Origin of the sequence: Giesbergeria sp., from assembly GCF_028686475.1 — a bacterium.
Classification (GTDB): domain Bacteria; phylum Pseudomonadota; class Gammaproteobacteria; order Burkholderiales; family Burkholderiaceae_C; genus Simplicispira.
The window spans coordinates 216,394-228,368 of record NZ_JAQUCA010000003.1; the positions used below are offsets into that span (position 1 = coordinate 216,394).

General features: G+C 58.7%; 7 protein-coding genes. 5 read left to right on the forward strand and 2 right to left on the reverse strand.

Annotated elements, in window-relative coordinates:
• Positions 1-12: 12 nt before the first annotated feature.
• Positions 13-813, reverse strand: a complete 801-nt coding sequence (hisF, locus tag PHX60_RS03475) for an imidazole glycerol phosphate synthase subunit HisF (protein WP_300074740.1) — start codon at positions 811-813, stop codon at positions 13-15.
• Positions 814-873: 60 nt separating this feature from the next.
• Positions 874-1,884: a UDP-glucose 4-epimerase GalE gene (gene galE / locus PHX60_RS03480; protein WP_300074743.1), complete on the reverse strand. Its 1,011-nt coding sequence runs from the start codon at positions 1,882-1,884 to the stop codon at positions 874-876.
• A gap of 163 nt (positions 1,885-2,047) precedes the next feature.
• On the opposite strand from galE, the gene PHX60_RS03485 reads away from it, so the two are divergent.
• The 5 genes from PHX60_RS03485 to PHX60_RS03505 are packed head-to-tail and all read left to right on the forward strand — an operon-like array spanning position 2,048 to position 11,855.
• Positions 2,048-4,864: a bifunctional glycoside hydrolase 114/ polysaccharide deacetylase family protein gene (locus tag PHX60_RS03485; RefSeq protein ID WP_300074746.1), complete on the forward strand. Its 2,817-nt coding sequence runs from the start codon at positions 2,048-2,050 to the stop codon at positions 4,862-4,864.
• Positions 4,830-8,801, forward strand: coding sequence for a tetratricopeptide repeat protein (locus PHX60_RS03490; RefSeq protein ID WP_300074749.1), 3,972 nt, complete (start codon positions 4,830-4,832; stop codon positions 8,799-8,801). The genes PHX60_RS03485 and PHX60_RS03490 overlap by 35 nt, the downstream gene beginning before the upstream one ends.
• 35 nt (positions 8,802-8,836) lie before the next feature.
• Entirely contained in the window at positions 8,837-9,385 is a 549-nt protein-coding gene (locus PHX60_RS03495; protein ID WP_300074752.1) for a penicillin-binding protein activator LpoB, read from the forward strand.
• A gap of 15 nt (positions 9,386-9,400) precedes the next feature.
• Positions 9,401-10,774 (forward strand): PelD GGDEF domain-containing protein, encoded by a 1,374-nt coding sequence (locus tag PHX60_RS03500; RefSeq protein ID WP_300074755.1) that lies wholly within the window; start codon positions 9,401-9,403, stop codon positions 10,772-10,774.
• Positions 10,764-11,855, forward strand: coding sequence for a hypothetical protein (locus tag PHX60_RS03505; protein ID WP_300074758.1), 1,092 nt, complete (start codon positions 10,764-10,766; stop codon positions 11,853-11,855). Before PHX60_RS03500 ends, PHX60_RS03505 begins: the two co-directional genes overlap by 11 nt.
• The last annotated feature ends 120 nt before the right edge of the window (positions 11,856-11,975 follow it).

The following is an 11,975-nucleotide window of genomic DNA, read 5'->3' on the forward strand; positions in this document are numbered from 1 at the left end:
CATTGTCCGTGGTTAGAGGCGCACCGGGATACCGCGTGCTGCCATGTGTTGCTTGGCTTGTTGCACTGTGTATTCGCCATAGTGGAAGATGCTGGCCGCCAGCACAGCATCGGCACCGCCTTGTTGCACGCCATCGGCCAAATGCTCTAGGTTGCCCACGCCACCCGAGGCAATCACGGGCACGGCCACGGTGTCGCTGACGGTGCGCGTCAGTTGCAAATCAAATCCAGCTTTAGTGCCGTCGCGGTCCATGCTGGTGAGCAAAATCTCGCCCGCGCCACGTTGCGCCATTTGCGCTGCCCATTGCACGGCATCGAGGCCAGTGTTTTTGCGCCCGCCGTGGCTATAAACATCCCAGCCCGCGCCCACTGGCTGGCCGTCGGCCCCCAAGCGGGCAGCATCTTCTGCACTGCGGCGTTTGGCATCAATCGCCACCACAATGCACTGGGCACCGTATTTTTGCGAGGCGGCGTTAATGACATCCGGGTTGGCGATGGCCGCCGAATTGAAACTGACTTTATCAGCGCCAGCATTGAGCAGGCGGCGCACGTCTTCTACGGTACGCACGCCACCACCCACCGTGAGCGGAATGAACACTTGGCTGGCCACGGCCTCGATGATGTGCAAAATCAAATCGCGGCCATCGCTGGTGGCGGTGATGTCTAAAAAGGTGAGTTCGTCTGCACCTTGGGCGTTGTAGCGCGCGGCAATTTCTACCGGGTCGCCTGCGTCGCGCAGTTCAACAAAATTAACGCCTTTGACGACACGGCCTCCGGTCACGTCGAGGCAGGGGATGATGCGTTTGGCAAGCATAGCGCGATAAATGTAGCAATGGAGAACAAGCGCCAGAAGATACCACGCAGCCAGAAACCATTAGCACAGACTGCGCGCCACCCCATTTTGCCAGCGCCAAGCGTCTTGGCACATGCGCTCGATACCATGCTGGGCTTTCCAGCCCAAAAGCTGCTCGGCCAAGCTGGGGTCGGCCCAACATTGGGCCACATCGCCGGGGCGGCGGCCCACCATTTGGTAGGGAATGGTGCGGCCACTGGCTTGCTCAAAGCTACGCACCATCTCTAACACCGATACCGGGCGGCCCGTGCCCAAATTCACGGTGAGCAGGCCGGGATGTTGCTGCAAATAATGCAAAGCGGCCACATGGCCTTGGGCCAAGTCCATCACATGGATGTAGTCGCGCACGCCGGTGCCATCGTGGGTGGGGTAATCGTTGCCATAAATGCTCAGGCTCTTGCGCTGACCGGCGGCCACTTGGGCCACATAGGGCAACAGGTTGCCGGGCACGTCTTGTGGGTCTTCGCCAATCAGGCCGCTGTCGTGTGCGCCCACCGGGTTGAAGTAACGCAGTCGGGCAATGCGCCATTGTTCTGGCTCTGCGCTGTCCACATCGGCCAGCACTTGCTCCATCATCAGCTTGCTCCAGCCATAGGGGTTGGTGGCCGAGAGGGGGAAATCTTCACGAATCGGCAAACTTGCTGGCTCCCCATAGACGGTGGCCGAGGAGGAAAATACCAAACGATACACCCCGGCTTGGCGCATGGCTTGCAACAGGGTGATGGTGCCAGCCACGTTGTTGTCGTAGTAGCGCAAAGGGGCAGCCACCGATTCGCCCACCGCCTTGAGGGCAGCAAAGTGGATGACGGCCTGTATCGGGTATTGCGCCAGCACCTGCGCCAGCAACGCGGCATCGCGCACATCGCCTTCGATGCAGTCGGGCACTGTACCGATAATGCGTCCCATACGCTCCAACACCGAGCGGCGGCTGTTGCTGAAGTTGTCCAAAATCAAAAAAGGCAAGCCCGCTTGGGCCAGTGCCACGCAAGTGTGCGAACCAATAAAACCAGCACCGCCGGTGACCAAAATCATGTTTCTGCTTTCCAAAATAGGCATTACCACACGGCACCTATAAATGACAGAACTTATCAATCGCTTTGTTTTTTAAATAGTTTTTTGCTATTATCGAAATCAAAACGACTGGTTACATTCGTGCCATTTTATGTAGTGTGTGGTCTCTGCTAGGGTATTGCCAATGTTCAAATTTTCTGCCGTGCTGCTGTGGGCGCTGGGCCTGCTGTGGGCGTTGCCTGCCCACGCTTTGCCAGCGGTAGCGCTGCATTATGGTGTTGCCGCACCCCTGAGCGAGTTGAAAGTATTTGACCGCGTGGTGGTAGAGCCAGACCACGGCTATGACCCCGTGGCACACCGGCGCAGCGGTAGTGAGTTGTATGCCTATGTCTCGGTGGCCGAGGTACAAGCCTCGCGCAGCTACTACCGTGATATTCCGGCCGCTTGGAAGCTGGCGCGCAATGGCGATTGGCAATCCGAGGTGTTAGACCAAACGCCTGCTGCATGGCCAGAATTTTTTGCCAGCCGGGTCGTGGCCCCCCTGTGGGCGCGTGGCTATCGGGGCTTTTTTTTAGATACGCTCGATTCGTATCGTCTGGCCGCCCAATTTGACGAGGCCGCCCAACAAGCCGGATTGGTGCGCGTGGTAGAGACGCTGCACCAGCGTTTTCCGGGTATCCGCCTGATTTTGAACCGTGGCTTTGAGATTGTGCCGCGCGTACACCAAAAAATTGAGATGGTGGCCGCCGAGTCTTTGTTTCGGGGTTGGAATGCAGCCCAAAAACGCTACGAAGAAGTGCCCACCGCCAGCCGCGATTGGCTGTTAGGGCAGTTACAAACCATTCAGCAACAGTACCAATTGCCGGTGCTGGCGATTGATTATGTGCCGCCACACGACCGCACATTGGCCCGCGCCACAGCGGCGCGCATTCAGGCTTTGGGCATCATCCCTTGGGTGACTGACAGCGCACTGCACACCATAGGGGTGGGCACCGTGGAGCTGCAACCCCGGCGTGTGTTGGTGCTGCACAGCGGCGACGAGGCAGCGGCCATCAATTACAGCAATGTGCATCGATTTTTGCACATGCCGCTCAACCACATGGGCTACATCCTAGAGTACCTTGATACGCGCGAGCCGCTGCCCCAAGGCATTTACCGCGACCGCTATGCCGGGGTGGCCACGTGGTTTTCGGGCTATTTGCCTGCCGCCAAGGGCAAAGAGGTCAGCCGTTGGTTACTGGCACGTGCCGCCGAAGGGATGCCCTTGGCCTTGGTGGATGATTTTGGCTTTCCGCCCGAGCGCAGTTGGGGCGAACAACTGGGGCTACAAGTGGGCGATTTGGGCCTGCAAGGCAGCCTGCAAACCGTGCGCCAACACCCTATGATGGGTTTTGAAATTGCCCCACCCCCTCCCGGCAAAGAATATGAGCCGGTACGCATTGCGCCCAAATGGGCCGCACAAGCCACTCCGCTGTTAGAGCTACAAGACCAGCGTGGGCAGCGCGTGGTGGCGGGTGCCATCATGCCGTGGGGCGGCTTTATCTTAGACCCCTTTGTGGTGGTAGAACTGCCCGGCACAGAGCAACGCCGCTGGGTGATAGACCCGTTTGCCTTTCTCATCCAAGCACTGCGCTTGCCCCCCATGCCGGTAGCGGACATTACGACCGAAAATGGCCGCCGTTTGCTGCTGGCGCATATTGATGGCGATGGCTTTCCGTCGCGTGCTGAAATGCCGGGCAACCCGTTTTCGCCCGAAGTGCTGCTCAAGGAGGTGCTAGAAAAGTACCGCATTCCGCACACCATGTCGGTGATTGAGGCTGAAATTTCACCGCAAGGTTTGTACCCACAATACAGCGCCCAATTAGAAGACGTGGCGCGGCGCATCTTCAGGCTGCCCCATATCGAGCTGGCCAGCCACAGTTATAGCCACCCCTTTTTGTGGAACCACGATGCCAAACATGGCATTTTTTTGGACGAAACCCAAAAAGATTACCACTTGGATTTGCCCGGCTATACCTTTAACTTGGAGCGCGAAATTGTCGGCTCTACCCGCTATATCGAGCAGCGCTTGGCCCCACCCGACAAAAAAGTGAAAGTCATGCTCTGGACGGGCGACACCGCCCCCAGCGCCCAAGCGCTGGCCATCGCCCATAATGCTGGCTTGCTCAACATGAATGGCGGCGATACCTTCATCTCGCGCAACCAACCGTCTTTGACGACAGTGCGTAGTCATGGCCTGCAAAAAAATGGCTATACGCAGGTGTTTGCCCCCATCACCAACGAGAACATTTATACCAATCTGTGGCAGGGGCCTTTTTATGGCTTTGAGCGTGCCATCGAGACCTTTGAAATGACCGACCACCCCCGGCGCATCAAGGCGGTCAATATCTACTACCACACCTACTCGGCCAGCAAGCGCGCCGGACTGCAAGCCCTGCACAAGGTGTATCGCTGGGCGCTGGCGCAGCCTTTGTATCCAGTATTTGGTTCAGAATACATTCGCAAAGTGCTGGATTTTTACGAAGTGGCCATCGCCCGTGATGGCCAAGGCTGGCGCGTGCGCGGTGGCGATGCACTGCGAACCCTGCGGCTGCCTGCCAGCTGGGGGCCGCCCCTGTTGGCACAGAGTCAACAGGTAGCCGGTTACCACCCCGGCCCCGAGGGCGATTACCTGCATTTGGCCGCTGCCAATGCCTATTTTGAAACTGCCACCAACCCGGCCAGCAGCAACGCCAATGCACGTCGCCCTTTTTTGTACGATGCCAATGCGCGTCTGCAACAATGGCAGGTAAACGCCGATGCCAGCCGTATTGATTTACATTTGCAAGGCCATGTGGTGCCACTGCAGTTTAGTCTGGCGCAAGCCCAGCATTGCCAAGTGCGCGCCGGACAGCGGGTGCTGTCGCCCCTCAAATCCACCAGCCCAGCACGCCATGACGTACAGCAATTTGAGCTGAACCAGACCCATGCAGCCCTCCAAATTGTCTGCCAAAAGCCCTGAGCGCCGTCCTGTCCTTGCACCTTATTGGCTACTGTGCTTATTGGCCACCGGCGTAGCGGGCGCGCTGTGGGCGCTCTATCCGCGCCAAGATTTAGAACGACGCCTGAGTGAGGCGGGCAACGATTCGGCCTTGTCGGCCAATTATTTGCACAATTTGTTGCGTAGTGACCCGCACAACCCGCGCCTGCGCTTGTTGTTGGCCAAAGAACAAGGCCAAACGCAAGCCTTAGACACCATGCGCGCTACCTTGCAGCCGGTGCTGGCCTCCCCAGACCCCGACTTAGAGCTCCAAGCCCTGTGGCTGCTGTGGGAAACCACCTATCGGATTTACCAAAAAGCCATTCAGCAAAACTTGCCAAGCCAAAGCCGCTTGCAGCACGATTTGGTGCAGCAGCTTGGCACCTTGGCAGAAAAAAATTGGCCGCCAGAACAATTACAGCCCTTGACCCAGCAAGCGCTGGATTTGGGACAGTACAACATCGGCATTACCTTGCTACGCCAACAGGCACAGCAGCTGCATGGGCAGCCAGAACAAGCCGCACGCTTGTACGCGCGCGCCGCACGCGAAGCCTTGGCCCACAGCCAATACCACCAATGCGCCGAGCTGTACTTGCTGGCACGCCAACACACCCAAGAGGCCGCACAGGCCAAGCAGTATTTTTTATCGGCCATTGCCACGGTACAAGCCAGCGGGCAACCCGCTGCCGCGCTGGCCTTGGCCGAGCGCGAACTGGGCAGCCTGCACAGCGATAGCGAGGTGATAGAGCAGCTGGTGCAACTGGCGCGCGCCGCTGGCCGTCCGGATATTGCCGAGCGCTATGTCAAACAACTACTGCGTCTGGCCCTGTGGCAGCAATGGCAGCAATGGCAAATGCACCCACCCGCCCAAGCCTTGCCTGCGCTGCACCACAGCGCCCAAGCCAGTGGCCAAAGTACCGCCGTGCCAACCGCTGCCCGCTACCAAGACCGCGCCTATCTACTCGACCCAGCCTTGCTGCGCCACCCCAATGAGGAGGATGCTGCCTTTTCTTCACCCAATGCCCCAACATGGCAACCAGTGTCTGACAGCCCTCAAACGCCAACGCCCCCAAAAACCGCAGGTGTCCCACCCGGCCTGCCGTTTGATGACCGCATCTACAGCTTGGGCTACCAAGTTTTCTTAGAAAATAAAAACCTAGAAGACGCTTGGCGCGTGGCCAAGGCAGCGGTACAACAGGCACCACAACACCTGCTGTGGCAAGAGCGATTGGCGCAAGTCTCCGAATGGACTGGCCGCCAAGAATTGGCACTGCAACACTGGCTATTGGTAGCCCGTCAAACCCAAAACCAAGTAGCGTGGCAAGCCGTCTTGCGCTTGGCACCGGGCTTGTTTGATGATGCCGCCTTGGTCGAGGGCTTGCGCTACGAATTGCGCCGCCGCCCCGGCCAACTGAGCCTGCTAGAAGAATTGGTGGCCGCCTACGAACGCTTAGGCACGCCCCAACCCGCCTTAGACTACCTGCGCCAGCAACCCCCCTCGGCCCCAGTGTTGCAAATGTTGGCCGGTTTGGCCAAACGCGCCGGTGATTTGGATTTGGCCTTGGCCAGTTGGCAGCGCTTATTTCAAGACCCAACACAGCTAACCCCAGAGCTGGCGATGCGCGCGGCTGTGCTGGCCCTGTTGCAAGGCCAAGCCGCCCAAGGTTTGGCTTGGCTAGAAGCCACCCAAGCCAAACTAGCGCCTGATGCTCCAGAAAGCCCGGCTTTTTGGCGCCTCACTGCCCAATTGGCCGAGGGCCAGCAACGCGATGCTTTGGCGGTGCAAGCCTATCGCCGGTTGTTGCAAAAAGAAAAGCCCGCGCTGGGCGATTTTGATGCCCTGATTCGGCTGCTGCAAACCGATTTGCCCCTGCAAGCGGCTGAAGTCGCCCTGCACGCATGGCAAGAGCATGACCAGCCCCGGCACCTGCTACTGGCCTTGAATTTGCACATCAGCCGCAACCAGTGGCGCGAGGCCGAGCGCCTATTGCAGCAAATTGACCCGTCCCCCCAAGCACAGCGGCGCGCACTGCACCGCCTGCGCCAAGAGCCAGAATTTTTACGCTTGGCCGGTTTGGTCTATCAAAACACGGGCCGCCGGGCGCAAGCGCGCCAATACTATGAAGCAGGCTTGCGCCTAGCTCCCCAATCGGCGGCCATGCGCCAAGCGCTGCTGTGGTTGTTTATTGAAAGCAACGATGCCAGCGCCCTGCGCGAGCTGCTCAGCCGCTACGAAGCCCAATGGAGCCAAGACCCCGAACTGCACGACGCATTGGCCTCCACCTACCAATCTTTGTCTTTGCCCGCCATTGCCCTAGAGCGCTACCTGCAACCGCGTGTGCAAGCGCATCGCCATGATTTGCTTTGGCTCATGAACTATGCCGATGCGCTAGACCAAAACCAACAATCGGACCGCGCTTGGCGTTTGCGCCGCCAGCTGCTGGCCCAAGAGTGGCAAAAAGCGCAACGCGATGTCACCAGCACCACCAGCCGCGCCCACTGGCTCACCCAAGAAGGGCTAGATACCACCCGGCGCATAGCACGCACCCGGCTACAACTGACCCAGCGCCCCGGTGATGCCGGGTTTGCCGTGTTGCGCGAACTGCTGCGCTTAGACCGCGACGCGCGCAATGGCCTGTCTAACGCCGCCGCCGAGACCGCCATTGGCTGGCTACAAGATGGCGGCGAATACAACGCCGAACGCGGCTTTTTGTGGCAACAATATGCCCGTAGCCACAGCGTACAAGCCAACCGCCCGCTGTGGGCCGAGATTACCGTGGCCTTGGCCGAAAAAGACAAAATAGCCACGGGTGAATTGTTAGAAACCTTTGACCACCGCTTGCCGCGTTATGACCGAGTGAACGCCGCAGCCGCAGTGGGGGATGTGCGCTTGGCGCAAACAGCCGCCTTCGAGACCCAACAAGACCAACCCGACGACAACCCGCTGCACCAGCAATTGCTGGACAACCTGCTGGCCTTTACGCCCCATGCTGCCGGACAAGCGACGTTGCGCCAATTGGACAATTTAGACGAAACCGAGACCGTGGCCCAACTGCACTACCCGCTGGCCCCCTCGCACTCCTTGGGGCTGAAGTTGCTCAACACCCAGCGCCAAAGCAACGAACCCCGCACCCTACGCAACCCTTCGCAAGAGCAGGCCGCCTATGGCTCCTTGCGCTGGCAGCACCACAGTGGCAGCAGCACCCAGTTGCAATGGGGTTGGCGCGATAGCTTGGCCAGCTCGGTGCCCTTGCAGCTAGAGCATGTGCAGCAGCTAGACCGGCGCCTATCGCTGCACTTGGATATGGGCAGCCAGCTTCCGACCCAAGAAAGTTTAGTGCTACGCATGGGCGGCATGAAAGACCGCTTCAGTATGGGGCTGCGCTACCAAGCCAGTCGCCTAGACCATGTGATGCTGAGCCACTGGCGTGAAAAATACGCACTGCAAACCGGTGCCGAGGTGGGCAGCGGGCAGCATTCGTCCGTCAGCTATACCCACACCTATCGCTTAGAGGTGCCCACGGTTGATGTGGGCGCATTTTGGTCTAACCACAGCTACGACCAGCGCAACCCCAACGGCTTTACTGGGGCAGACTTGGCTTTTATGCGCTATCTGCCACCGGGCCGCCCCCAGCTAGAGCGCGGTTATTTGCTGCCCGAGAATTTTCAGTTTTACGGCCTGCAATTAACCACCAATTTGCGCTTTGAAAACGACTACATCCGCGCCTTATTGCCCTTGGCCAGCTTGGCCCACACTTGGCACAGCCGCCAAGGTGCGGGCTACAGCCTGCGCTTAGGCGTAGCTGGTAGCGTATTGGGGGCCGACCACCTCAGCCTGATGTGGGGCTTGGGCAAATCGGGTGCCCAAGCGCCGGGCCTAACGCAAGAAGTTCAATTGAACTACCGCTATCACTTTTAATCTTTTGCTTTTGCAGCGCAAGAAAGCACTCCCCCATGCACCCTTCCTCTCTGTTGCACTCCCTGAAATGGCTTTTGAGTGGCCTGCTGCTGGCCAGCCTAATGGCCTGTTCTACCGTGGACCACGGCAAGGCCCCCAGCCTAGAACGGGGGGCCAGCTGGGTGGTGCTGCCGTTTGCCAACCATACCGAAACCCCCTTGGCTGGCAACCGCGCCGAAGCCGTCGCCTTGGCACTGTTGCAGGCGCAAAACATCGGCACTGTTCAACGCTACCCCGGCCATGTGCAACAAGAATCCCTGTTTGATGGCTCAGAAAACAAACGCCAAGAAGAAGCCCTGGCTTGGGCGCGTGAGCAAAACCTGCGCTATGCCCTGACCGGCGCAGTCGATGAGTGGCGCTACAAAGTGGGTGTAGATGGCGAGCCAGCTGCGGGCGTGACCTTGCAGATTATTGAGGTCAGCAGCGGCCAAACCCTCTGGAGTGGCGCGGGCGGCAAAAGCGGTTGGAGTCGCGAGGCCCTGTCTTCGGTGGCGCAAAAATTGATTCGCCAATTGCTGCGCGCTGGACTGGCCAGCACGCGTTAATTTTTTGCTTGCCCCATGTCCTCCAGCGCCAGTAGCCCACCCCGTCCAGCCGAGCCAACACCCAAATCCAGAGCCATCACTGGGGCCAGCTTTACCGGCTCACCGTTGGGCAAACTGGCCCCCACGGGTTTGTCGCGCTCGGTGGTGCTGTTAGAGGCCCTGTTGCTGCCCGCCTGCGCGCTGCTGCTGGGGTTTTGGCTCCAGCCCCAAGACCCGCTATGGGTGGATGCTGAGTTTCATTGGGCTTGGTTGGCCCCGATGATTGTGGCGCTGCGCTATGGCCCTTTAACCGGCCTGCTCTCGGTGGGCGTGTTGTTGGCCGGATGGTGGTGGTTTCAGCCGCAGTATGTGCAGTTTCCACAGGTGTTTTTTTTGGGCGGACTGATTTTGGTGCTGCTGGTGGGCGAGTTCTCTAGCCTGTGGGTGGCCCGTACCCGGCGCGCCGAAGGAATGCAGCATTACCTGCACCAGCGCACCGAACACCTGATTCGCCAGTATTACCTGCTGCGCCTATCGCACGACCGGCTAGAACATGAACTGATAGGCCGCCCGATGTCGATGCGCGATGCCCTCAAAACCCTGCGCGGACTGGGCAGTATGGAGTCCGGCGCGGCCAGTTTGTTGGATTTATTGGCGCAATACTGCCAAATTGGTGCCGCTGCCATCTATCCGGTGCAAGACGACACGCTGGCCGAGCAGCCCTTGGCCAGCATCGGCCCCCCCCTGACGCTGCACCCCCAAGACCCCCTGCTGCGCCAAGCCCTAGAAACGCACAAACTGTGCCATGTGGTGCAAACCCTCACCTTAAAACAACAAAGCCACTATTTAATGGCCGCGCCGTTGCTGGATTTGGGCGGCGAGATTTACGGCCTGCTGTTGGTGGACGACATGCCCTTCTTTGCTCTGCAAGAAGAAAACCTGCAAACCATCAACCTGCTGCTAGGCTACTACACCGACGGCCTATCGGCACAAACCCTGGCGCAACCGCTGTTGCAGCGCTGGCCCGATTGCCCGGCCGAGTTTGCTTTTGAGCTGCAACGCCTGTGGCACATGCACCAAAGCACCAAGGTACAAAGCATGGTGGTAGCGCTAGAGTTCACGCCCACCGCTATCGCCCACGATTTGCCCCAACAATTGCTGCGCCTGCGCCGTCTGATGGATGAAACTTGGCTGCTACAAGGCCAAAACCGGCAACTGCTGGCCGTGCTGATGCCTTTGGGCGATGCGTCCACCGCCGAAGGCTTTTTGGCACGCCTAGAAAACTGGATACACCAAAAACAAAACACCTCATTGGCCGATGCGGGCATCTTTCCGCACCAGCTGCCCCTGAGCCAAACCCAGCCGCTGGCGTTGCTGCAACGCCTGCACGAGATTGCCCATGCTCAGTAGCAAACTGGGGCTGTCGGCGCTGCTCATGGAGCTATCGGCTTGGAGTGGCCCCCTGTTGCTGCACGGCCATTCCGATGTAGCACTGGCCAGCTATTTGCTGCTGCACAGCGGGGCCAGTGTGCTGCTGGCGCTGTTTGTGGTGCCCCTGCTACCACGACAAGCAGCAAAATCGCCACCACAGGAGCAGGAACCAGCAGCCAAAGAGCCGCCACACACAACAGCACCACCGGCAAAACCAGCTTACCGTCCAGCGGTTTTGCTGTTGTTGGCACTGTGCGGCTATGCCGTACCTATTTTGGGCTTTGTTGGCGCACTGGTGGCGGTGCTGGTGTTGCGCTACCACCGACCGGCGCAAGACAAAGCCCCATTTGAATCACTGCAACTACCCGAGTTTGACCAACACCAACGCCTCAGCGGTGCTTTTCGGCAAACCGGCTTGGGTTCTTTTTTGGGCAACCGCGAGGTACCCCTCAGTTCGCGTATGCGGGCGATGGTGTCGTTGCAACATGTGTCGGGGCGGGTCTCCTCGCCCCTGCTACGCAATGTGCTTAACGACCCCAGCGAAGACCTGCGCCTGCTGGCCTATGGGATGCTCGATGGCCTAGAGCAGCGCATCAGCCAATCGGTGGACGAAGAACTGCAAGCCCTGCGTGTGGCCCAAGCGCGCGAAGGCACCGCCCGCCCCGGCCCGCGCACCCTCAAGGCGGTGCAACGTTTGTCTGATTTGTACTGGGAGTTTGTCTATCAAGATTTGGCCCAAGGCGATTTGCGCGATTACTCTATCGCCCAATCTTTGCACTACTGCAATCAAGTGCTGCAAATACAACCCAAAAATGCCCCCATGTGGTTGCGCCAAGGGCGCTTACTGCACGGCCTGCGCCGCCTTGACGAAGCCGCGCAAGCCTACCAAAAAGCGCAAAACTTGGGCCTATCGGCCACGCGCGTGTTGCCCTACCAAGCCGAACTAAGCTTTGAGCGCCGGGATATGGTTCGCACCTATTTGTTGATGCAGCAACTCGATGCAGCCAATGCCCTGCCCCGGCTGCGCCCGGTGATTGAATACTGGAAAAGCGCTTGGTAGTGGTAAAATTACCAATGATTAATTATTTTAAGAAATTTAATGATTGAAGAAAAAATTGTTTATCTCTGTCGTTCATGCAAAAGTGACAATCTTGTAAAAAATGGTCACTCCATGAGTGGA

What these genes read in the sequence shown, in the direction of transcription:
- PHX60_RS03495 (WP_300074752.1), top strand. Translation starts at nt 8,837, where the DNA reads ATGCACCCTTCCTCTCTGTTGCACTCCCTGAAATGGCTTTTGAGTGGC.
- PHX60_RS03500 (WP_300074755.1), top strand. Translation starts at nt 9,401, where the DNA reads ATGTCCTCCAGCGCCAGTAGCCCACCCCGTCCAGCCGAGCCAACACCC.
- PHX60_RS03485 (WP_300074746.1), top strand. Translation starts at nt 2,048, where the DNA reads ATGTTCAAATTTTCTGCCGTGCTGCTGTGGGCGCTGGGCCTGCTGTGG.
- hisF (WP_300074740.1), bottom strand. Translation starts at nt 813, where the DNA reads ATGCTTGCCAAACGCATCATCCCCTGCCTCGACGTGACCGGAGGCCGT.
- galE (WP_300074743.1), bottom strand. Translation starts at nt 1,884, where the DNA reads ATGATTTTGGTCACCGGCGGTGCTGGTTTTATTGGTTCGCACACTTGC.
- PHX60_RS03490 (WP_300074749.1), top strand. Translation starts at nt 4,830, where the DNA reads ATGCAGCCCTCCAAATTGTCTGCCAAAAGCCCTGAGCGCCGTCCTGTC.
- PHX60_RS03505 (WP_300074758.1), top strand. Translation starts at nt 10,764, where the DNA reads ATGCTCAGTAGCAAACTGGGGCTGTCGGCGCTGCTCATGGAGCTATCG.